18 protein-coding genes are annotated in these 23,255 nt (G+C 62.8%); 5 read left to right on the top strand and 13 right to left on the bottom strand.

Annotated features, from left to right (window positions below; all coding sequences use genetic code 11):
- Positions 1-109: 109 nt before the first annotated feature.
- Entirely contained in the window at positions 110-1,981 is a 1,872-nt protein-coding gene (gene lepA / locus KBX07_RS07280) for a translation elongation factor 4 (RefSeq protein WP_005289240.1), read from the top strand.
- A complete protein-coding gene (thpR, locus tag KBX07_RS07275) occupies positions 1,981-2,511 on the top strand; it encodes an RNA 2',3'-cyclic phosphodiesterase (protein WP_005289244.1) in 531 nt (176 codons plus the stop codon). The genes lepA and thpR overlap by 1 nt, the downstream gene beginning before the upstream one ends.
- Here the strand turns inward: thpR and KBX07_RS07270 are convergent.
- Complete coding sequence (locus KBX07_RS07270; protein ID WP_256023569.1) at positions 2,502-3,605, bottom strand: CPBP family intramembrane glutamic endopeptidase; 1,104 nt, start codon at positions 3,603-3,605, stop codon at positions 2,502-2,504. The genes thpR and KBX07_RS07270 overlap by 10 nt on opposite strands.
- A 6-nt stretch (positions 3,606-3,611) precedes the next feature.
- Entirely contained in the window at positions 3,612-5,534 is a 1,923-nt protein-coding gene (locus KBX07_RS07265; RefSeq protein WP_256023644.1) for a BCCT family transporter, read from the bottom strand.
- A 128-nt stretch (positions 5,535-5,662) separates the two neighbouring features.
- On the opposite strand from KBX07_RS07265, the gene KBX07_RS07260 reads away from it, so the two are divergent.
- Positions 5,663-6,952 carry an alpha/beta fold hydrolase gene (locus tag KBX07_RS07260; protein ID WP_256023568.1) on the top strand — a complete coding sequence of 430 codons (1,290 nt, stop codon included), beginning with the start codon at positions 5,663-5,665 and terminating at the stop codon, positions 6,950-6,952.
- A 113-nt stretch (positions 6,953-7,065) separates the two neighbouring features.
- On the opposite strand, the gene KBX07_RS07255 is transcribed toward KBX07_RS07260, so the two are convergent.
- The gene (locus KBX07_RS07255; RefSeq protein ID WP_005289255.1) at positions 7,066-7,953 is read right to left on the bottom strand and encodes a ribokinase; all 888 of its coding nucleotides are present in this window, start codon (positions 7,951-7,953) and stop codon (positions 7,066-7,068) included.
- A gap of 55 nt (positions 7,954-8,008) precedes the next feature.
- On the opposite strand from KBX07_RS07255, the gene KBX07_RS07250 reads away from it, so the two are divergent.
- Complete coding sequence (locus KBX07_RS07250; protein ID WP_005289257.1) at positions 8,009-9,307, top strand: phosphatase PAP2 family protein; 1,299 nt, start codon at positions 8,009-8,011, stop codon at positions 9,305-9,307.
- A gap of 27 nt (positions 9,308-9,334) precedes the next feature.
- Here KBX07_RS07250 and KBX07_RS07245 read toward each other — a convergent pair whose 3' ends face one another.
- From KBX07_RS07245 to KBX07_RS07200, 10 genes are all read right to left on the bottom strand, one after another.
- Positions 9,335-10,726: an ABC transporter ATP-binding protein gene (locus KBX07_RS07245; protein WP_255998208.1), complete on the bottom strand. Its 1,392-nt coding sequence runs from the start codon at positions 10,724-10,726 to the stop codon at positions 9,335-9,337.
- Positions 10,723-11,529 (bottom strand): ABC transporter permease, encoded by an 807-nt coding sequence (locus KBX07_RS07240; RefSeq protein ID WP_256003074.1) that lies wholly within the window; start codon positions 11,527-11,529, stop codon positions 10,723-10,725. Before KBX07_RS07240 ends, KBX07_RS07245 begins: the two co-directional genes overlap by 4 nt.
- The gene (locus KBX07_RS07235; RefSeq protein WP_255995545.1) at positions 11,526-12,458 is read right to left on the bottom strand and encodes an ABC transporter permease; all 933 of its coding nucleotides are present in this window, start codon (positions 12,456-12,458) and stop codon (positions 11,526-11,528) included. Before KBX07_RS07235 ends, KBX07_RS07240 begins: the two co-directional genes overlap by 4 nt.
- On the bottom strand, positions 12,455-13,936 hold the full coding sequence (locus KBX07_RS07230; protein ID WP_305083405.1) for an ABC transporter substrate-binding protein: 1,482 nt from the start codon (positions 13,934-13,936) through the stop codon (positions 12,455-12,457). Before KBX07_RS07230 ends, KBX07_RS07235 begins: the two co-directional genes overlap by 4 nt.
- A 43-nt stretch (positions 13,937-13,979) precedes the next feature.
- On the bottom strand, positions 13,980-14,774 hold the full coding sequence (locus KBX07_RS07225) for a GntR family transcriptional regulator (protein WP_256003070.1): 795 nt from the start codon (positions 14,772-14,774) through the stop codon (positions 13,980-13,982).
- A gap of 88 nt (positions 14,775-14,862) precedes the next feature.
- Positions 14,863-15,870 carry an LLM class flavin-dependent oxidoreductase gene (locus tag KBX07_RS07220; RefSeq protein WP_255998213.1) on the bottom strand — a complete coding sequence of 336 codons (1,008 nt, stop codon included), beginning with the start codon at positions 15,868-15,870 and terminating at the stop codon, positions 14,863-14,865.
- 239 nt (positions 15,871-16,109) lie between these two features.
- Positions 16,110-17,540 carry a branched-chain amino acid transport system II carrier protein gene (gene brnQ / locus KBX07_RS07215; RefSeq protein ID WP_256003069.1) on the bottom strand — a complete coding sequence of 477 codons (1,431 nt, stop codon included), beginning with the start codon at positions 17,538-17,540 and terminating at the stop codon, positions 16,110-16,112.
- 257 nt (positions 17,541-17,797) lie between these two features.
- Positions 17,798-18,868 (bottom strand): phosphotransferase, encoded by a 1,071-nt coding sequence (locus tag KBX07_RS07210; RefSeq protein ID WP_256023566.1) that lies wholly within the window; start codon positions 18,866-18,868, stop codon positions 17,798-17,800.
- A 4-nt stretch (positions 18,869-18,872) separates the two neighbouring features.
- Entirely contained in the window at positions 18,873-20,630 is a 1,758-nt protein-coding gene (treS, locus tag KBX07_RS07205; RefSeq protein ID WP_255998229.1) for a maltose alpha-D-glucosyltransferase, read from the bottom strand.
- A gap of 17 nt (positions 20,631-20,647) precedes the next feature.
- Positions 20,648-21,799, bottom strand: a complete 1,152-nt coding sequence (locus tag KBX07_RS07200; protein WP_256023564.1) for a MalY/PatB family protein — start codon at positions 21,797-21,799, stop codon at positions 20,648-20,650.
- Positions 21,800-22,825: 1,026 nt separating this feature from the next.
- Between KBX07_RS07200 and KBX07_RS07195 the strand changes: the two genes are divergently transcribed.
- Positions 22,826-23,254: a VOC family protein gene (locus KBX07_RS07195; protein WP_256023562.1), complete on the top strand. Its 429-nt coding sequence runs from the start codon at positions 22,826-22,828 to the stop codon at positions 23,252-23,254.
- Position 23,255: the final 1 nt, after the last annotated feature.

The raw sequence follows: 23,255 nt of genomic DNA, 5'->3' as shown, positions 1-23,255 counted from the left end.
TTCCGGAACAAGCATTTATGCGTCGGTGAATCATGGTGTCCGTGGCAGAGCTCTCGGGCCGGGTAGGCGCTGAGTCTGTGGTTGCCGGCACTGCGGTAAGGTGACCTGCGTGGCTAGGGCAACAAATTTCGCGTTGGAGACGTTCACGGATCCGTCCAAGATCCGCAACTTCTGCATTATCGCGCACATCGACCACGGCAAGTCGACGTTGGCGGACCGCATCCTGCAGCTGTCCAATGTTGTCGACGCGCGCGATATGCGCGACCAATACCTCGACAACATGGATATCGAGCGCGAACGCGGCATCACCATCAAGGCGCAGAACGTCCGCCTGCCGTGGATCCCAACCAGCGGACCCCACGAAGGGGAACAGGTCATCCTGCAGATGATCGATACCCCGGGCCACGTGGACTTTTCCTACGAAGTCTCTCGTTCGCTCGATGCGTGCGAGGGCGCCATTTTGCTTGTCGACGCAGCCCAAGGCATTGAAGCCCAGACCCTGGCCAACCTCTACATGGCCATGGAGAACGATCTGGAGATCATCCCGGTCCTGAACAAGATCGACTTGCCGGCCGCTGACCCGGAAAAGTACGCCGAGGAAATCGCCCACATCATCGGCTGCGAACCGGATGAGGTGCTGCGCGTTTCAGGAAAGACCGGCATGGGTGTGCCGGAGTTGCTGGATAAGGTCGTGGAACTGATTCCGCCACCGTCCTCACGGAGTGAAGACGGTGAAACTAACGACGCCGACGCGCCCGCCCGCGCGCTGGTTTTCGACTCTGTCTACGACACCTACCGCGGTGTGGTCACCTACATCCGCATGATGGACGGCAAGCTCGAGTCCGGCCAAAAGGTGAAGATGATGAACACCGGGGTCCAGCACGAGATCCTGGAAATCGGCATTGTCTCGCCGACCATGCAAAAGGCAAAGGGGCTCGGCCCGGGCGAGGTCGGCTACCTCATCACCGGCGTGAAAGACGTCCGCGAGACCCGTGTGGGCGATACTGTCACCTGGGCGAACAAGGGTGCCGACGAGCCGCTCGAGGGCTTCGAAGACGTCAAGCCCATGGTCTACTCGGGGCTGTTCCCCGTGTCCCAGGAAGACTTCCCCACGTTGCGCGAGAGCCTGGAAAAGCTGCAGCTTAACGACGCTTCTTTGACCTGGGAGCCCGAGACCTCCGTCGCCCTCGGCTTCGGTTTCCGCTGCGGATTCCTGGGCCTGCTGCACATGGAAATCACCCGCGACCGCCTCGAGCGCGAATTCGACCTAGACCTGATCTCCACCGCGCCGAGCGTGACCTACCGCGTGGTGGCGGAAGACGGCACCGAGCAGCTCGTGCACAACCCCTCCGACTGGCCCGGCGGCAAGTTGCAGGAGGTCTACGAGCCCGTTGTCAACATGACCATCATCGTCCCGCAGGAATTCGTGGGCACGACGATGGAGCTGTGCCAGTCCAAGCGCGGCACCATGAAGAACATGGAGTTCCTCTCCGAGGAGCGTGTGGAGCTGCGCTACATCATGCCGCTCGGTGAGATCATCTTCGACTTCTTCGACATGCTCAAGTCCCGCACGAAGGGCTACGCCTCCCTCAACTACGAGGATGCCGGCGAGCAGGAAGCAGACCTGGTGAAGGTCGACATTCTCCTCCAGGGCGAGCCGGTGGATGCGTTCTCTGCGATTGTCCACCGCGACTCCGCGCAGTGGTACGGCAACAAGATGACCAAGAAGCTCAAAGAGCTCATTCCGCGCCAGCAGTTCGAGGTGCCCGTCCAGGCCGCCATCGGCTCGAAGATCATCGCCCGCGAGAACATCCGTGCGCTGCGCAAGGACGTTTTGTCCAAGTGCTACGGCGGTGACATCTCCCGTAAGCGCAAGCTGCTGGAGAAGCAGAAGGCCGGTAAGAAGCGCATGAAGAACATCGGCTCGGTCACCGTGCCGCAAGAAGCGTTCGTCGCGGCGCTGTCGACCGACGAGGAATAGTGATCCGGCTCTTCGCTGCACTGTTTCCTTCGGAGGAAGCGCGCGAGCACCTCGTTGCGGCGCTGCGTCCAATCAGGAAATTCTCCCGGCAGGAGATCCGCTGGACCGACCCCGACAACTGGCACGTGACCCTGGCGTTCTACGGCGATCAGCCGAACGATGGAGCTCAGATTAGTGAGCACCTCGCACAGGTGAGCGCTTTCCATACCGCGCCGACGTTGCACGTCTCCGGCGCCGGGGCGTTTGAGCAGAGGACATTGTGGATGGGGCTCGGGGGCGACCCGATCAAAGAGCTCATGGCCGAGTGCGCCCTGCCGGATATGGATGTGAGACAGCGGCCGCACATGACGGTCGGCAGGGCCGGGAAACGCTCCCGCGACCCTTACGCCATCCCGGACATCGTCCGCGCATTGTCTGTCTACCGCGGCCCGGAATTCACCTGCGATGAACTGTGTCTTGTCCAATCCCACCTCGGGGAAGGTCGCGGCGGAGGGCCCCGCTACGAGGTCCTTGAGCGCTTTCACCTGTAGTACGGCGGCACAGGCGGGTACTGCGCAGGCGGGGGATACTGTGGCTGCTGGTACTGCACCGGTAGAGGATTCCGCGATGGGGGATACTGCAGGGGCTGCGGAACCGGTTGTTGGGGGTGTTGCGGTTGCGGCATCTGGTGCGGCGGAACGTGGCCTTGCAGTGCAGGGTGCGGCGGGTACGGAGGTGGCGCAACGGCGGGGTAGTGCACACCGGGCTGGGGCCGGGCCGGGGCGGGTTCGCGGGCTGGCGGCGAGAAATTCCAGAACACGATGAGCAGAATGGCGAACAGGACCCACGTGGACAGTTCGGAAATGAAGATCAGCGAGGGGCGCTCCGTGATGTCGGCGTCGATTCCCATCAGGGCGTACCACTCGACGGAGATGTTGTTGCCCGCGTGGAAGGCGATGGCCACCTCCAAGCCGCCGGTGCGGTGGACCAGGATGGACGCGAAGACGGCGAAGATGGCGACGAAGAACAGGCCGGCAGGGTCGTAATCGTGGGCTAACACGAAGAAGGGAATGGGCAGCAGGTACGCCAACCAGGGTTTGCGGATCCATGCCCCGACGATCTGCGGTAATGCCCCGCGGTAGATGATCTCCTCCGCGGCGCACTGCAACGGGGTGTAGGCGGCCACGATGAGCAGGATGATGAGGGAACGCTCGTCAAAATCGGGCAAGAAGGTGCCGGTGGAGGCGAAAACGGCATCCAGGAGCGATGTGACGATGTGAAAGGCCGCGACAACGAGCGCGGCCCGCCCGAACAAGCCCCACCGGAATCGGTTGTCCACCGACCACAGTGCACGCGGGCGGCGCCCAGTGATACGCGCCGCGAGAAACGGAGCTGGGATCATCGCAGCCAGGCTGCCGTAGAGCAGGAACTTCACTGCCGGGTCGGATTCGTCGAGTTCTTCGAAGGTACCCCTCAGTGGAAGCGGATAATCGACAGCCACCAGTGCGAACCCGACGACAAGGATGAACGCGAGCATCAAGGCGAAACTAAAGGCTGTCAGCAGGATCAGCTCGATGAACGGGTGCCACGGCGTGTACTTTCCCAGCCGGTGTGTCCGCGCGAGCCGGTGGTAAGGCAAGCTCATGCCTGTCTAACGTTCGGAGTCTGCCGTTTGTTCGCCCGTTTCGGATTCGACATCGGAATCAGGGTCGTCCTCGTCGACTCGGTCGTCGACTTCCTCGCGGGTGTAGCCGTCTTCCCATGTGTCGGTTTCGTAGTCGTAGCCGACGCGGTTGCCGTCTTCGTCATAACGCTCGTACCAGCTGGTGTACTTGTCATCGGAGGAGTCAAAGTCCTTGCCTGCACCGTCACCGTAGCGCGACTCCTTGATTACCAGCTCGAAGTTGTCGCCATAATCCTCAAGGCCGTGCCACACCGCGTACTGCAGCGCGGACTCCGCGTAACGGTCACGGATGGTGTGCGGATCAGTGGTCAGGTCGCGGACGAAGGAGAACAACAGGCCCAACACCACCAGCGAGAAGGGCAGGGCGATCAGCACCGTCAGCGACTGCAGGCCGCTTAGGGCATCCTCGCCGCCGGCCAGCAGCATCACCACGGCCACGCCCATCATGCACAGGCCCCAGAAGATGGAGACCATCTTGTTGGATTCCGGGTCGCCCTTCGAGGACATGGTGCCCATGACCACGGAAGCAGAGTCTGCGGTGGTGATGAAGAAGACGGCCAGGATAGCGATGAGCAGGTAGGGGGTGAAGTTGGATAGCGGAAGCGCGTCGAAAAGCGAGAAAAGCACTTGTTCTGGCGTGGACTCGCCGTCGAACCCGGGGACGCCCTCGCGTGAGAAGGAGATCGCAGTGCCGCCGAAGATGCTGAATGCCAGGATGAGGATGCCGGTAGGCACGGCCACGGTCATGAGGATGAATTCGCGCAGGGTGCGGCCGCGGGAAATTTTTGCCAGGAACGTGCCGACGAACGGCGCCCAGGAGATCCACCATGCCCAGTAGAACGCAGTCCACTCGGATTGGAACGCCAGCGTCTCTTCGCCCCAGGACAGCGAGCGCGACGCCATGTTGAAGAACTCGTGGAAGTAGTACAGCGTGCCCGAGGGGATCAGGTTGATCAGCAACAGGGTGGGGCCGGTGAGGAAGATGAAGAGTATTGACGCGAAAGTCAGCGTGATGTTGGTGTTCGACAGGATGCGGATGCCCTTGGACACACCAGAGACCGCGGAGATGACAAAGCCCAAGGTGAGGGCCCCGATGATGGTCAGCAGGATCGGGTTGCCCACTTCGAGGTCGGTGACAATGCCGAGACCTTCCCCGATTTGCAGGGCGGCGATACCGAGCGATGCCGCGGTTCCGAACAGGGTGGCGGCCACAGCCATGATGTCGATGGTGCGGCTGAGGATGGTGCCGTTGTTCGACTCGCCCATCAGCGGCGCGAAGAGTGAGGACATCAACAGCGGGCGGCCGCGGCGGTAGGTGGAATAGGCGATGGCCGCGCCCACGAGGGAGTAGATCGCCCACGGGTTCAAACCCCAGTGAAAGTTGGACTGGGCGAGCGCTTGGTGCATGGCGGTCTCGGTGCCGGCCTCGTTTGTCAGCGGTGGTGGATCGAGGAAGAATTGCAGCGGTTCAGACGGGCCGAAGAAGAAGATGCCCACGCCGATGCCTGCGGCAAACATCATGGCCACCCACGAGAAGCGGCCGAACTCCGGTTCCTCGTCGTCCTTGCCCAGACGGATCTGGCCCATGCGGCTGAGCGCAATCACCGCAACGAGAAGCACGCAGACGAACATCACGATGTTGAACAGCCATCCGGCGTGCTCCATGCCCCAGGCGAATGCTTCACCTGCTTTCTCCGAAACCGATTCCGGGCTGTAGACACCCCACGCGATGAATCCCACGATGAGCGCTGCCGCGACACCGAAGACGACCTTGTCCACTCCGAATTCGTAGCGCTGCTCTTCAACGCTGATGCCGCGGATCAGACCGGGGTGCATCCCGTCGGGGTACTTGTCTTTGTCGCGGGCCTTCAGGCTGGCGTCGGGGTGCATCACCGAGCGGATCGGCTTCGGCAGGGGGCTGCCGGAGGGCCGTGTGCTTCTCGTGCTGGACATGAAGTATCGCCTTCCTGGGTTTTAGGTGTGCTCAAGATTCAACCAGGTTCTGGCATACTTATCTGATGATCTCCACAATCATCCCCCCGAACGCGCGTACGCGGGAACATACGCTTCAGGTCCCGTGGGACCGCGAGCGCCCGGAGTTGGGCACCTTCGAGCTGTTCGCGCGCGAGCTCTACGCGCACGGGGACGGAGAGAGCCTTCCGCCACTGTTGTTTCTCCAAGGCGGCCCCGGCAACCCCGCACCGCGCTTCATGCAGGGCTGGATTCCGGAGGCGTTGCAGCACTACCGCATCTTCCTCATGGATGAACGCGGCACGGGTCGTTCCGGCAAGATCGACCGCGGCACGCCGGAGCTTATCGACGAACGCATCTTGTCCAAACTCCGCTGTCCCGATGTCGTCGCTGACGCGGAGGATTTGCGCCGGCACCTGGGGTTTGCGAAGTGGGACGTGCTGGGCAACTCGTTCGGCGCGTTGTGCACTGGAAGTTACCTCTCGTGGGCACCGGGCGGCATCGGCCACGCGTATCTCACCGGAGCATTGCCGCAGCTGGGCTGGTCGCCCGAGGTGTACAACGAGGTCACACTCGGCCTTTTCCACGCGCGCATCGAGGACTTCTACGCCACGGTGCCGAATGCGCAAGAGCGCGTCCGGGAGATCTGCGACCATTTGAACAACGTCGAGGAATTCCTGCCCACGGGAGAGCGGCTCACCGCGAACCGTTTCCGTTTCGTCGGTGTTGCGCTCGGCGAGGAGCAGGGTTTTCATTCGTTGGCGATTTTGTTGGAGGAGCCGTTTGACCGCCGTCAAGCGGACAAGCGGTTGCGCAAAGACTTCCTGGCGATGGTCAACGACTTTGTCTCGCTGGAACGCAACCCGCTGTGGGCGGTGCTGCACGAAACGCTCTTTGGCGGGCCGGGGCAGGCGCCGAACTGGGCGGCGGAACGCACGATGGCCGGACGCCCAGGCTTTCGGCTTGACGCAGACCCGACGAACCTGGGCGAGCCGTACTATCTGCTGGGCAACTACTTCTTCAAACACCACTTCGACGAAGATCCGGCACTGATCCCGTTCCGCGAGGAGGTGCACAAGCTCGCGCAGAAGACGGACTTCCCACGCGTGTTCAACGAGGAGCAGCTCTACGTCAACGAGGTCCCGGCAGTAGTTGCTCTATACGAGCAAGACATGTACATTCCCTTCGAGATGGCCTGCGAAAACGCAGCGAAGATTGGGAACATGAAGGTCTGGTCGCACCCCGATTGGGCCCATGACGCGATCTATGCCCACGGCGCAGAACTGTTCCGCGGGATTTATGACGCAATGCACGGCGAGGGTGCTTCGCAGCGTTAGACTATCCGGCATGGACACCATGTTCGAGACTTTGGATGCCATGTTTGAGTACACCGAAGAGCATGTCCTCGACCCTGCGCTGTTGTTCTACATCTGCCGCTAGCCGGGGCTTGCTAGAGCTCTCCTGCTAGCGGGTAGGAGGCTTGGGCTCCGTGCCGGGTCACGGAGAATGCGCCGACCTTCGCGGCGAAGCGCGCGGCGTCCACGATGTCTGCGCCGTGGACGAGCTGGTGGCACAGCGCACCCGTGAACGCGTCGCCCGCCCCGACCGTGTCCACCGCCTGCACACGCGGAGAGTCGATCTTCTCGCTCATGCCGTCGGCTGCGACGAGTGCACCGTCTGCGCCGAGCGTGATCACCACGGAAGCAAAGCCAGCCTGCATCAACGCGTCCAGCTGCTTCTGCGGGTCGTCTGGGGAGGCGTGGCCGAGCATCTCCAGCACGCCGGCAGCCTCATGCTCGTTCACCACGAGCGGATCGGCCCGCAGGAGAACGTCTTGGTCGACGTCGATGACCGGCGCTAGATTGATCACCACGCGCCCACGGCTCAGCTCGACCGAGCGCTTGAAACCGTCAGCAGGGATTTCGCCTTGCAGCAGGACAAGTTCCGCTGTCTCGATGAGAGCTTTTTGCTTCTCGACGGCACCAGCCCCCATCTCCCCATTCGCCCCCGGCACCACGATGATCGTGTTCTCTCCGTCCTCAGCGACGGTGATCACGGCTAAGCCAGTGACTTCCGTGCCGATGATAACTCCACTGAGATCTACCCCCGCTTCTTTCAGTAGAGCGGTCGCGTCCTCGGCGTTGGTGTCGTCGCCGACAGCGCCGACCATGGCGACGGAACTGCCCAGCCGCGCGGCGGCAACGGCCTGGTTCGCGCCCTTGCCGCCAGCGGAGATGCCCCCGCCAGTGCCCAGAAGAGTCTCGCCCGGATGGGGGTGGCGCGCGACACCCACGGTCAGGTCTGCGTTGATGGAACCGACCACAACAATCTCTGCCATACCCCCAGGGTAGGGAAGTACTGCAGGGTGTGCGGGGCCGGGTTACTCTCATCGCATGAAGCGTCTCCTCCCTGCCATTTTCTCCACCGCACTGGCCGTTGCCGTTCCTGCTGTTTCGCTCACCGCCGCCCCGGCTCACGCTCAGCCGTTGGGTCACGTGAACTTCAACCTCCCGCCGAACTCCAAGGTCACAGTGCCGCAGCTGCGCGATCCGAACACCGGATCCTCGACCGGACAGGTTCCCCGCGAGGCCAGCGGCGCCCCGCAACCGGTGCCGTTCAGCCCGGATTACCTGGCCGGCTACATTTCCGATATCTCGCCTTACCAGTACGGCATTTACGCCGAGGTCAACCGCCTCTTCCCGTCCCTGCGCGACAACCGCCCCGACGTGATGGACTCCAACCTGCAGCAGGTCATCGCCATCAACAATGCTGCATCCTCCGACCCGGAGCTGGTGCGCCGCGCTCAGGTCGACGCTGTCGCCTCCTCCGACGAGCTGCTGGTGACGCTGTCGGAGGGTCTTGGCGAGGAATTCGGCAAGCAGTTCCGCGACGCCCTGCGCGAAGGCCGCCTACCCAAGACGCAGTACCTGCTGGGTAACGGCTACCTGGCCCGCTCCGGCGGCATCGCCAGCTCCACCTTCGCCGAGAAGCAGATCTTCAACTACAACCGCCCGCACGTGGTCGCCCCGGATCGCATCAAGCGCTACAACCCGCCGGGGGAGGACCTGTACCTGACCTCGAAGTCTTTCCCGTCCGGCCACACCAACCAGGCTGCGCTGGTCACTTCGCTGCTGGCGTACATGGTCCCGGAGGCTGCCCCGCAGCTCCACTACCGTGGTGCTGAAGCCGGTCACAGCCGGATCGTGCTGGGGGTGCACTACCCGCTCGATGTCATCGGCGGGCGCATGTCCGGCCAGGCTGCTGCTGCGGATCGTCTGAATGACCCGAAGATGCGCAACGCGTTCGACCAGGCTGCCGCTGAGCTGCGCGCCGAGATGCAGTGGCGCACCGGCAAGTCCATTCCGGAGCTGGTGGCATCCGATAAACCGTATGTGCCCACCGCGACGGCCGTGGAGCAGACCACGAAGTGGAACACCTACGACTTCAAGCCGATCTACCGCACCGACGCCCCGATGATCGTCCCGCAGGCAGCGCCGACGCTCATCGCGGCGAGCTTCCCCGAGCTCAACTACCACCAGCGCGCGCAGGTCATTGCGCAGACCGCCACCGCGCCGGGCAACCCGCTGGACTGGCAAGCGGAGGGCGGTTCCTGGCAGCGCGTCAACCTGGCCGCGGCGACGTCTGCGAAGGTCAACGTCAACCAGGACGGATCGGTCACCGTTCTGCGTTAGCGGCGATCTCCTTCCTGCGTTTGAGCGCTAATACTCGAACGCAGGGATGGAGGCCAGCAGCTTGCGCGTGTACTCGTGCTGCGGGTTCGCCCACACGTCTTCGGTCGGGCCGGTCTCCACGATGCGGCCCTTGTGCAGCACCGCGATCGTGGGGCACACCTGCCGTACGACGGACAGGTCGTGGGAAACGAAGATGAGGGTGAGTTTGTCGTGGACCACAAGGTCGTCGAGAAGCTCGAGCACCTGAGCCCGCACTGACACGTCGAGCGCCGAAACTGGCTCGTCGGCAATGAGGATTTCCGGGCGCGGGGCAGCGGCGCGCGCAATGGAGATGCGTTGGCGCTGCCCGCCGGAGAACTCGTTGGGAAGACGATCGCCCGTGCCCTCCAGGCCGACTTGGGCCAGCACCTCATCCGCGCGTTGCTTATCGGTGCCGGATTCGCGGATCGAATCGCGCACTTTCCGGCGCGGATTCAGCGAGGAGTAGGGGTCTTGGAAGACCATCTGCAAGCCGCCGTCGACACGCACGGTGCCACTATCTGGCTCACCTAGACCTGCGATGAGTCGCAGCAACGAAGTCTTGCCCGAGCCCGATCCACCGACGATGCCGAGGCGCTCGCCTTTGCGGACGGTCAAAGAGACGTCATCAAGCGCGAGCGTGTCACCGCGGCGCCAGGTGACGTGGTCAAGTTCAACGATCGGCTTATCCGCGTCGCGCACCAGCGCCGGTTCCCCCGGCCGCGACGCCGCGACCAACTGTGCTGTGTAGTCCACCTGCGGATTCTTCAGGTCCGCGTCGGGGTCAACGATGCGTCCGTCCTTGAGCACGATGATCCGGTCCGTCATCCGGGAGATGACGCCAAGGTCGTGGGTGATGAACAGCAGCGCCATGTTGCGCTCCCGGACCAGGCGGTCGAGCAGATCGAGGATCTGCGCCTGAACGGTCACGTCGAGGGCTGTGGTTGGCTCGTCGCAAATGAGCAGGTCCGGGTCGCCGGCAATAGCTAGGGCGATGAGCACGCGCTGGCGCTGGCCGCCGGAGAGCTCGTGCGGATAGGCGGCGGTGCGCTCAATGCCGACCTCGCGCAGGAGTTCGCGCGCGCGATCTAGCGAGCTGGCCTCAGCGACTTGGCGCTCGACCGTCATGAGCGGGTCAAGTGCGGTCATCGGTTCCTGGAAGACCATGGCCACGGTGGTGCCGCGCATGCTGCGGGTCACTTCTTGGCCATGCACGGTGATCGAACCGGAGACCTTCAGCCGCGGGTCGACCAAGCCCATGATGGACATGGCGGTCATGGATTTGCCGGAGCCGGACTCACCGATCAGGCCCACGCGCTCACCGGGGGAGATGTCGAAGGAAATGTCCTCCAGGATCCGGGGGATCGAGAGGCTTTCTACATGCACCAAGGGAGTTGTCATCGTTTCACCTTCCAGGCGGTCTGGAGGCCGTCGCTCAGCAGATTGAGCCCAAGGACTGTCGCCGCGATAGCCAGCCCAGGCCATAGCGCAAGGTGGGGTGCGGTGGCCAGATAGGCCTGGGAAGCCTGCAGCATCCTGCCCCAGGAAGCGTACGGGGCGGGCGTGCCCAATCCGAGGAAGGACAAACCGGCCTCAGCGAGGATGGCCAGCGCGAGCGCGACGGAGACCTGAACAATGAGGATCGCAGCGATATTGGGCAGCACGTGCCGCCACGCGATGACCGGGCCGGGCACGCGAGAGACCCGGGCGGAGAGAATGTAGTCCTGCGCCATGACCTGCAGTGTGCCTACCCGCGCCACGCGTGCGAAGCCGGGGATGCCCGCGATGCCGATCGCCAGCACCACGATCCACATTGACGCGCCGAACACCGCGGTGAACACGATGGCCAACAGCAAAGCGGGGAAGGCCAACAGCAGGTCGTTGGAGCGCATGATGAGTGTCTCAATCCAGCCGCGGGACATGCCCGCCCACATGCCCAGCGGCACTCCGATCAGTGCTGACAACGCGACCGAGCCGAACGCGACCAGCAGCGAGATGCGGGCACCGTCCATGATGCGGCTGAGCATGTCGCGGCCGTACTGGTCCGTGCCCATCCAATGGGTGGCGGAAAGCGCCTCCAGTCGCTGTTCGGGGTTCGCTTGGACAGGGTTGTACGGCGTCCACACCAGCGCGATGAGCCCCAGCGTGACGACGATACCGACCAGCACCGCGCCCACCCAGAAGGTCGCAGGGAACCGTCTCATGCTTGCCTCCTCAAACGCGGGTCGACCAGCCGGTAGAGCAGGTCCACCAAGAGAGTCACGGCCAGGGTGAACACGACCAGCAGCATCATGATGGTTTGAACGGTAGTCAGGTCGCGGGTGGCTACAGCGTCGAGAAGCATCGAGCCGACACCCGGAATGACGAAGACTCTTTCAATGACGACGGCGCCCACAATGAGCGTGCTCATCTGGAGACCAGCGACGGTGAGCACCGGCAAGAGCGCGTTTTTCAGTGCGTGCCGGTAAAGCGCTTCGCGCGTGGACAGCCCGATGGAACGTGCTGTGCGCACGTAGTCTTTATCCATTTCTTCTGCGACGGCAGAGCGGACGTATCGGGTGAGGATGGCCGCTTGCACGAGCGTCAAAGACACCACTGGCAGTACGAGGTGGGAGAGGAATTTCCCGAATCCCGCATTCGGCGGCGACCAGCCGTTCGCCGGGAGCCAACCGAGCCACACGGAAAACACCGCGATCGCGAGGATGCCGGCAAGGAAGCTGGGCACAGCAATGCCAATCTGCGTCAGAGCCCCGAGCATCGCTGAGTTCCGCCGCGCCAACAATGTGCCCAGCGGGATGGCGATGAGCAAAGAGAGCACCATGGCGGATACCGTCAGGATCAGCGAGACCTGCACCCGGTCCCACACCAGGGGAGTGATCTCCTGCTGGCTGGACAGTGAGACGCCGAAGTCGCCGGTGAGCAGGCTGCCGATCCAGTCGAAGTACTGCACCACAAGCGGCCGGTCGGTGCCGAGCTGCGCCGCCAACGCCGCGACATCCTCGTCCGTTGCGGTCACGCCGAGCGCGATGCGCGCCGGGTCGCCCGGAACTGCGCGCAGCAGCACGAAGATGATCACGCTGGCGGCGAACAGCATGAGCACGAACCGCAACAGAGCGAGTCCGATCTGCTTCATTTCTTCTTCACCCCCGCTAGGTCGAGACCGTCAGTGACCACGTTCGGGTCCACACCGGTCACTCCGGGTGCAGTGACCACGATGTTCGGGGCATTGGCCAACGTCAGGGCGCCCACGTCCGCCATGATGGTGTTCACCGCTGCTTGCATCCCTGCGACCTGCTCTTGCTGGTCACCGGCGTCGGCGAGGGCGAAATCCTCGCGTACCTTTTCAGAGTCGTAGCCGAGGTAATACTCCGGATTGCCGAACAAGTTCTGCATGTCCCGCGGCTCCACGTGCGCGATGAGCGAGGCCTGGTAATCCGCCTGTTTGAGCACTTGACCCAACCACACGGCGGGGAACTCGACGGTCTCCAGCTTCACGTGAAAGCCGACATCGGATAGCTGCGAGAAAATCAGCTCCGCCGCGTCCTGGGCGTAGGGCAGCGAGGGGATGGTCAGTGTGATCTCGGGTTCGCGGCCGGCAAGAAGCTCGCGGGCTTTGTCCGGATCAAAGGGATAGTAATCCTGCCCCGTGAACCACGGGTCTGTCGGCGGTACGGGTGCGCCACCGGTGTCGGTGGCCATCCCAGACCAGACGACGTCATTGAGTGCGCGTCGATCGATCGCGTAGGCTACCGCGCGGCGCACAGCCGGGTCGTCGAAGGGGGCGCGCCGGTTGTTGAGGCTCAGTACTACTTCGCCGTTGGTGGTGCCCACCTGAACATCGAAATCGTCGGGAAGCGTCTGCAGCAGCTCAGGGGCCTGCAGCGACCACACCACATCCACATCGCCGACGCGCAGTGCGTTGACCGAGGAGACCGCGTCGGAGAAGTACCTGATCGCAGCGTCCTGCTGTGCGCCTTCACCCCAGTAGTCTTCGCGCGCGTCGAAGGAGATCGACTCGCCCACCGCGAAGTGCTTCACGGTGTACGGGCCCGTGCCTACAGGTGTCGTGGCCAGCGCGTCAACACCGCTCGGCGTCATCATGGCGCCCGTGAGCGTGCCCATGGACCACAGCCAGCTATTCGACGGCGCGTCGAGTGTCACCTTCAGCGTGTGCTTATCCGCAGCCTCTGCCCCCACCACCGGGTCCATCTGCGCCTTCAAACCGTTGGTCCAGGAGTCCTTGACGTAGTTGATGGAGAACGCGGCCGTTTCAGCAGTGAACTCGTCCCCGTTGGAAAAGGTCACCCCCTCTTTGAGGTGGAAGGTGTATTCGGTCCGGTCGTCGCTGATGTCCCAGCTCTCGGCGAGGAACGGGGCGGGGTTGCCGGATTCGTCGATACGCACGAGCGTTTCGTAGACATTGTTCATGAGCGCCTGCGGAATCGCCGCGCCTGACGTAGTGGTGAAATCGAGCGACTCGGGCGCGGACGTGGTGCCCACGACGACGCTGCCGGGCTCGATCCGCCCCACGTTTGTGGCTGTGCTGCCTGCGGAACACCCTGCTAGTGCCCCTGCTAGGGCAAGAGCAGCAGCGCACATGACTGGTTTCATAGGCGCTGAGGTTACCAAAAAGTTAACAGGGGGTCTTGTTCGGCTAATTGTTATATTCACCGTAGTCACCAGGCTGCGTGCCCGGATCGATGATGCTGAACTTCACCGGCACCGGCCCGCCGCGGACATTCGACATGACCAAGCGCATCATGTCGCCGCGGAAGTCATACTCCGCATACTCGATGTGCTCGCCCTGAAACGTCGACGCGCGCAGTTCCACGTGCCACAGCGGAGCGCCTTCTTCGATTTCCAGCAACGTTGCCTGCTCCGCAGTCGCTGTGGTGATCTGGCCGATGCGCACAGCGTTGTCGGCGTTGATCCCGTGCTGCGCCAAGATCTCGTGCACAGACTCGTTGTCTTCCGACATCGCGAGCAGTCGCTCACCGATCTTGAACGGAAACACCAGACGCTCGATCACGGCGGGCACACCGTCTGCGGAACGCACCCGTTCGACCTCGACAACCGGGTCGCCCTGCTCAAGCTGGAGGGCCCGAGCTGTACGGTCATCAGCCGGTTCGCGAGCTATCCGCAGGATTTTCCCGCCGGATGTGCGGCCTTGCTCCTTCATCAGGGCAGAGACGGATAGGAGAGCGTCGAAGCTGCTTGTCGACGGCGCGAGCAGAACAATGGAGCGGCGTCCGCGGCCGGAGGAGATCAGGCCGTCGGCACGCAAGGTGGCCACCGCTTGGCGCACCGGGCCGCGGGAAGAATCGAACTTCTCGCACAGCTCAGCTTCGGAGGGAAGCGGATCGCCGGGGGCAAGTTCGCCGCTTTGGATCAAATCTTGGAGGTACTCGGCGATTTCCTCGTGCTGCTGCCGGCGTGAAATGATCCCCACTCCTCTTGATATGCGTTCATCCGAATGTGTTCAGCGGCCTTTACTTTAATGAACTGCCCATGAGCGTTGTCGACAGGGTCAGTGCCCGCTAAGCCCACGCATCCGAGAGGATCTCCATCGAGCGCAGCGACTCTTCGTGGGTGGGGGACTGCAGGGAAATCATCAGCTCATCGGCTCCAGAAAGCTCCTGGAACTGCTCCAGATAATCGGTGATCTGCTCGCTTGTGCCCTGGGCCGTGTAGCGCAGCATGCCCACGATCTGCTGGCCCTGCGGCGCGTTCATCACAGCGTCAAGCTGTTCCTCGCTCAGCACGCGCCCCTGGCGACCCAGCAGCGCGCGGACACGAGCACGATGCACTAACTCCGTTTGCCGCGCAGCGTCCTCTTCGCTGTCCGACGCCGTCACGTTCACCGCCGCAATCACATACGGCTCCTCGCAGTACTCGGAGGGTTGGAAGTTCTCGCGGTAGTACTTCGTCGCCTCCACCAGGTGGGTCGGCGCAAAGTGCGAAGCGAACGAGTAGGGCAGACCGATCTTCGCCGCCAACGAGGCACCGAACATCGATGAGCCGAGAATGTACAGCGGCACGTTCGTCCCAGCCCCCGGGACCGCAGTCACGCCCGGGATGACGGGTTTGCCGGCCAAGTAACCCTGCAGCTCCAAGACGTCGTTGGGGAAGTTGTCGGCGGCGCGAGGGTCACGCCGCAAAGCAGCGCCCAGCGTCTGCTGATCCGTGCCGGGCGCGCGGCCCAGGCCAAGGTCAATGCGGTCCGGGTAGAGCTCGGCGAGGGTGCCGAACTGTTCTGCAATGACGTACGGCGAGTGATTCGGCAGCATGACACCGCCAGCGCCGAGCCGGATCTTCTCCGTCTTAGCAGCGATGTGGGAGATCAGCACTGCCGGAGAGGACGAGGCGATCGACGGCATGTTGTGGTGCTCGGAGTACCAGACACGATCATAGCCCAACCGTTCACCCGTCTGGGCCAATTCGACCGACCGCTGCATGGATTCACCTGCGGTCTCGTTGTCGCGCACGGTGCAAAAGTCGAGGAGGGACAGGGTTGCTCGCGTGGAAGAAGAAGTTGACTGATCCATGCTTGGTACAACGCCATGCATCGCCGATCATTCCCAACCTTGCGGACGGTTGTGAGGTCAGTTTTGCGGAGGGCCCGGGTGACCGATCAGGGGAATTCTGTGCTGAGCATGGACAGTGGAACTGGGTTGCTGCGCGAAGTGGTGACCGCGAAACGGGCTTTGTCGAAGAGGTAGCGGTCATCGGAAGATTCAATCCGCCGACATCTGACGAAGATGCCGGCCGACGAAGTGTTGGCTTGCTAAACGCGCTCGGCGTCTGTCGATTCAGTCACCGCGTACGGCTCGTCACCATCGACGGTTCGCTGCGTGCCGATCTCCATCGGTGCAGCCGGACGTGCCAGGTCGATGATCACGCCGATGACGAAGGCGACAGCGGTCGGCAGCAGCCAGCCGAGGTCGTACGCCTGCATCGGGGACCAGCTGACCAGCGGGGTCAGGGCGTCAGCACCCCAGCCCAAGCTGATGAAGGTGGAGATCAGGGACCACGCGACAGCAACCCAGATGGGCAGGAAGAAGCCCCAGCGCAAGCGCGTGCGGGAGCGGAAGAGCGGCTCGATGAGCGTCACGAAGATCAGCGCAATGGCAGGCGGGTAGAGGAACCCGATCACCGGAGCCGCGACAGCCATGACGAAGTTCAGGCCTTGGGTGGCCATGATCGCAGAGGCGACAGCGAAGATGATGGCCCAGGTGCGGTAGGAGCCAGCGACCTGCTCGGAGAAGTACTCTGCGGTGGCGGTGATCAGGCCGATCGCGGTGGTCATGCAGGCCAGCACAACGATCAGGGCGAAGATGATCTGGCCGGGCTTGCCCATTATCTGCAGGGCGGCGTCAGAAAGCAGTGGTGCGCCGTTGTCGTACTGCTCGGCGTTCGGCATTGCGCGGCCGATCAGACCCAGGCCGAGGTAAATGAGCGCGAGCATAATGCCGGCGCCGAGACCTGCGAAGATGGTGCCGCGGACCAGCGGCTTGCCCTCGCCCAGGCCCTTGAAGCGCAGGGAGGAGATGATCACGATGGAAAACGCCAGGGCAGCGATGGAGTCCATCGTCAGGTAGCCCTCGAGGACACCGGTGGTGTAGGCGTTATTCGCGTAATCCTCGCTCGGAGTGTAACCCTGGTTGGTCATGGTGAAGATCGCGGTGCCGATCATGATGATCAGCAGGATCACCAGCGCCGGGGTGAGGAACTTGCCCAGAGTGTCGGTGATCCGGGTGGGGTTCCAGGACAATGCCAGAGCAATGCCGAAGAACACGATGTTGAACAGCGCACGCGGAACAGTGCCCTCCAAGCCGAACACCGGTGTCATGGCCACCTCGAAGGAGACGGCACCGGTACGCGGCAGAGCGTAAAAGGCGCCGATGGACAGGTAGGCCAGGATCGGGAAGATGACGCCGAAGAACGTGCCGGCGCGCTGCGCGAGGTCACGGACGTTTGAGCCGGACAAGGCAATGGCGATCACAGCCAGCACCGGCAGCAGAGCACCGGTGGTGAGGAAGCCGAGGACCGCTGGCCAGAAATTATCGCCGGCCTGAACGGCCAACATCGGCGGGAAAATCAGGTTGCCCGCGCCGAAGAACATGGAGAACAGCGCCAGCGCGGTGACCACAACAGCGGTCTTCGAAGCACCGCCCTGTTCTGAGCCCTTCGCTGTGCCGGTAACAGCAGTAGACATAACGCCTCCCGGGGGAAATGAACGAATTAGTAGGGGTTACCCTAGCATTCCGCCGGCTGGGATCAAGATCCTATTGCATGAAAATCCTCGTGGGTGCCCCTGTTCGTACCCGTTCTCACACATGCGAAAGACCGCATTTTCGTGCCGTCGAAAACCGCGTTCCGTTACCCCAGGTCGAATGTGACGCAGGTGAAACCAGTTACTTGACACGTGGACGGCACGAAAGTGACTGAGCTAATGCTTTTCGACGCCTCCGTCTAACCCAGCTCCCTGATCGCCTTCAGCGGGATATCCACCCAGTCGGGGCGGTTGTTGGCTTCGTACACGACCTCGTACGCGGCCTTGTCCGCGACATAGGCCGCCAGCACCGCGTCCATGTCCGTGCCGTACCCCGCGAGGAGATTGTCCGTGTTTCCAAGCTCCGCGTACCCGAAGGATCGCACCATTCCCGCCACGTCGCGCAACGCGTGGTCCGGTTGGCGGCGCTGCTCCAAAGGGCGAGCGGGCTCGCCCTCGAAGTCGATGAGGTACCAGTGCCCGGTGCCGGTATCCGGCTCCGAGGCAGGAACGTACAGTGTCTGGCCGAGGTGAAGGTCGCCGTGGATGCGTTGGACGGGCAGGTCACCGTCGGGAATGCGGGAGTAGATCTCACGCAGCGTTCCCTCGTGCGCACGGAGCTGTTCGGCCTGGTCGACCAGCTCGTCGAGGTGCGCGTTAAGGGAGTCCCGAATCTGGCTGGCCGGGACGTTGTCCACGGCGAAGGCCGATGCGAGAGCGTCGTGCACGGTGCGGATCGCCGCGCCAAGGGCGTGGGCGTCCGAGTCGCTGAGTCCGTTGGTGGTGGCGAGTTGGAAGCCGTCGCGTCCGCCGTCGATAAGCTCCTGCGTCATGGCTAGCGTGCGACCGTCGCGCACGAGGTGGCCGCGCACCCCGGCGACGTGCGGGCAGTCCGCGATGCCGGTGAGCAACTCGACATCGGGGTTGAGACCGTCTTCGAGTTTGCGGAAGACTTTGAGGATCCAGCGCTCGTCGACCACGAGCGACGTATTGGACTGGTCCGCGCCGAGCGGGCGGGCGGAGCTGCCGGACATGTCGCCGTGGACCTCGCCGAACTCGCAGAGCCCTTCGAGGTACGCCTGTGCACCGGCGTCGGTGTGCAACGCGTCCTCGTCATCGGCCACGAGGACCTGGTAGAAGTCCGTGGTGGCGCCGTGCTGAACGTCCAGGATCTGCCACTCGTAAGAGCCCAAAGGCACCGAGGCGGAGACGGTCTGGGAATCGATCGGTTCCGATTTCGCGCCGTAGAAACGGGCCGCGTGCAAGTCCATGCAACTACCTCCAGGAGACGTCGAACCAGAAGTGGCCGTGCGGGGCGAGGGTGACCAGCCAGGGGAGTTCACCGATCGCGGGGAACTCGACGTTGCCGGACAGCTCGCGCGGCACCACACCGTTCAAGTGCGACAGGCGCATTTCCACTGGCTGCGGGCGGGAACTCAAGTTGTTCACGCACAGGATGCGCTCGTTGCGGCCGGTCTCATCGTTGTATTCGCGGATGAAAGCGAGGACCTGCTCGTTGTCGTGCTGGACCTCCTGGTAGTCGCCGCGGCCGAAAGCCCGGTACTGCTTGCGGATGTGCACGTGGTCGCGCACCCAGTGCAGCAGCGAGTTCTCGCGGCCCATCTGGGATTCAACGTTGATGGCTTGGTAGCCGTAGGTGTCGTTGCGGATCGCAGGTAGGTAGAGACGCTCCGGATCGGCGCGGGAAAAGCCGCCGTTGCGGTCAGCGTTCCATTGCATGGGGGTGCGCACGCCGTCGCGGTCAGGCAGCCAAATGTTATCGCCCATGCCGATTTCATCGCCGTAGTACAGGAACGGCGAGCCCGGCAGTGACAGTAACAGGGCATGCGCCAGCTCGAGGCGGTCGCGGTGGCCGCCCAACAGCGGGGCGAGGCGACGGCGAATGCCCACGTTGGCGCGCATGCGCGGGTCGGTGGCGAAGTTGGTGTACATGAAGTCGCGCTCGTCGTCGCTGACCATCTCGAGGGTGAGCTCGTCGTGGTTGCGCAGGAAGATGCCCCACTGAGCGGTCTCGGGAATGTCCGGGGTTTCGCGCAGGATGTCGATGATCGGTTGGGCCCGCTCTTGCCTGATGCCCATGAAGATGCGCGGCATGACGGGGAAGTGGAACGCCATCTGGCACTCGTCACCTGTGCTGTCCTCGCCGGAACCGAAGTACTGCACCACTTCGTTCGGCATTTGGTTGGCTTCGGCGAGGAGGAACCGTCCCGGGTATTCCTCGTCGAAAATCTTGCGGACGCGTTTGATGAACTGGTGGGTCTCCGGCAGGTTCTCGCAGTTCGTGCCCTCGCGCTCGTAGAGGTAGGGGATGGCGTCCAGGCGGATGCCGTCCATGCCCAGATCCAGCCAAAAGCGGATCACGTCGATCACAGCATCCTGCACCGCCGGGTTGTCGTAGTTCAGGTCCGGTTGGTGGGAGAAGAAACGGTGCCAGAAGTACTGCCCGCGCACCGGGTCGTAGGTCCAGTTGGATTCTTCGGTGTCGATGAAGATGATGCGGGCTTCGTTGTACTTCTCCGGGTCATCCGTCCACACGAAAAAGTCGCCGTAGGGCCCGTCTGGGTCGCGGCGGGACTCCTGGAACCACGGGTGAGTATCGGAGGTGTGGTTGATGGGGAAGTCGGTGATGATGCGTATGCCGCGTTTATGTGCAGCGTCGACAAGCGAGACGAAATCGTCCACCGTGCCGAACTCCGGCAGCACCTTGCGGAAGTCGCGGATGTCGTAGCCGCCGTCACGTAGCGGCGAATCATAAAACGGCGGCAGCCACAGGCAGTCCACGCCGAGCCATTGCAGGTAATCGAGTTTTTCCTCGACACCGCGCAGCGTGCCCGAGCCCGAGTCATCCGGGTCGAAAAAGGCGCGCACGAGCACCTCATAGAACACTGCGTCCTTGTACCACTCCGGATCTGGCCGTTGCCACGGTTCATTACCGGGGGCGGGAGCCGGCGAGGCGTACTCGCTGGCATCAGTTTCAATGAGGTACCCCTGGGCGTCCATCTGTTCGTCCATGAGCTCCGAGGTTAGCGTCAGGGGCGGATCGCTGCAGACATGCGATCAACGGCCTCGGCGAGGATCTCCGGGCTGGTGGCAAAGTTGAGGCGTGCGTGGTGCTCACCGCCGGAGCCGAATGTCGCGCCTTCATTGAGCGCCACCTTCGCTTTTCGACGCAACCAGCCCGCCGGCTCCTTCTCATCCCCAATCGCCGTGCCCGCGAAGTTTAGGAACATGAGATACGTCGCTTCTGGGCGGGTGAACTCAATGCCGGGGATGGCCTCGGGCAGAGTCTCAATGAGCCAGTCGCGGTTGTGTTCAAGCGCCGCCAATTGGTCCTCCAGCGCGGGCGTGCCGTAGCGGTAGCATGCCTCCGCTGCGACAATGCCCAGCGTGCCGGTGCCGTCTTTGGCCACACCGGTCAGGCTGTGCCAGGTTTTCACGTCCTCGTCGTTGGAGAAGATCATCTGGGCGCACTTCAGGCCGGCAATGTTCCACGCCTTCGATGTGGCCGTCACAGTGATACAGACGTTCGCTGTGGTCTCGTTGATGCCGGCGGCGCAGATGTGTCCGCTTTGGCCGTTTATTCCGCTTGCGGAATAAACGATGGGGGCGTGAATCTCGTCGACAAGCACTCGCGCGCCGTACTTATCCGCGATGGCGCACAGCTGGGTGAGCTCTTCTTCGTCGAACGTGTAGCCCCACGGGTTGTTCGGGGCGGCTAGCAGGATCGAGCCTGCGCCATTGCGGAACGCGGCATCGATCTCCATGAAGTCTAGGCCGCCCTTCGCACCGACCTCGACCATTTCACGGCCGGCCGTCGCCGGGATCTCCAGAAACGGCGGGTAGGAGGGCACCGGAACGATGACGGGAGAGTCCGGCTTGGTGAAGTACTGAACACCCAGCAGCATCCCACGCACAACATCGGCAACTGGAAAGACCCGCGCCGGGTCAGGCCGCCAGCCGTAGCGTGCAGCGTAGAAGTCGCTCAACGCGTCGCCGAGCCTGTGGTGTGCCGGGGTGTAACCAAGGGTCTCGTGCTCCACGGCGTCCTGGATTGCGCGCTTGACCGGCTCAGCGGTGGGGAAGTCGGATTCCGCCACCCACAGCGGCAAAACGTCGTCGTCGAACTGGGTCCACTTGCGGGTACCGCGGGTGCGGAGGGTCTCAAGGCTAGGGAATTTCATAAGGTCCAACTTACGCCTTCCAACATTGGCTGGAAATACAACAACCCGGTCACGAGGACCGGGTTGTGAGAAGATGCGACGATCTACATCGCCGCCCGTGGCCCCAATTCTATATACTCGCCACGAACTACTGCAAGGGGGAATTGTGGGTGAGTTGCCGGCTTGGGGCCAACTTCTTGGTGAAGCACGATTTCACACTTACATGTCCGAGTCAGGTGAAGATACTCACAGGGCGATCGAACTCTATCAGTGGAGTACTGCCCTGGCTGGAGCTTTCGTACCTCAGCTCGCACATTTCGAGGTTCTTACCCGCAATTCCCTGAACTCAGCATTACGCGTGTGGAACAGCCGACAACCCGGATACCTCAACGTATTCGACTGGGCTTTAGACGATCAAACAGCACCCCGCTTGTACTCGCTTATTGGCAAGGATCTGGGCCGTGCGCGTGTGTGGGCACGACAGCAAGCTTCAGACCGCGAAGTTGGACATCCTCGAAGGAATGCGGCCATTACTCATGACGACGTGCTCGCCCAGCTGACTATGGGAACGTGGGTCAAGCTTCTTGGGGCAGGTGCGAAGCAAGATGCTGCCGCGAAGCAGACATCGAAGGACATCTGGGTGGAACATCTGCACGTGGCTTTTCCGAACGCAGGGAGCGTGAACATTGCCGATTCGGGGCGGAGGAGAAGCCTCGGGGCAAGATATGCTCGCATTGCTAAATTGAGAAACAGGATCTCCCATCACGAGCACTTACTCCACGTAGACGTTCGACGTCGCGTCAACGACCTGTTGTCCGTGTTGGGTGAGATCAATCCGGACCTTCCAGCGTGGGTTATGGAAGGGAGCCGTATCCGGCAAGTCAACTCCCAGGACCCTCGAAAAACGCGCTGAATCGGGCTCAGATCTCACCGAACTGGGTCCACTTGCGGGTACCGCGGGCGCGGAGGGTCTCAAGACTAGGGAATTTCATAGCTTCCACGCTAGCGCTTGACCTTGCCCTAACGGCAAACTTTATTCTCGCGGACATGATTGATCGTTCTATCTACCCGATGCCCATGTTCGTGACTTTGCCTGTGACTGATCTCGGTGCTGCGGAGGAGTTCTACCACGCCGCCGGCTTCATTTCCCTGGCCACCATTCCAGGTGAGGACGGCAGCCCGGCTCTGATCCACTTCCGGCGTCAGCGCTACCAAGACATCCTCGCAGTCCCCTCCGGCGACATCACGCCGGGCTCATCCTCGGTGACGTTCGCCGCCCACGACGATGACCTAGGTGCCATCGCCGAGGCAATCCGGGCGACCGGAGCCGCCGTGGAGGGACCGGTAGACACTCCGTGGTACACCACCGATGTCAGCGCCACCGACCCAGACGGGCACACCATCGTGTTCACCAAGCAGCGGCCGCAGGAGGCTGCGCAAGCTCAGGAGTGGGCGGACACCTTCGAGAGGCAGTAGT

This window comes from Corynebacterium sp. CCUG 70398 (assembly GCF_024454055.1).
Lineage (GTDB): Bacteria > Actinomycetota > Actinomycetes > Mycobacteriales > Mycobacteriaceae > Corynebacterium > Corynebacterium genitalium.
The sequence above is the reverse complement of the archived record's forward strand: the minus strand, read 5'-3'. Positions and strand labels throughout refer to the sequence as shown.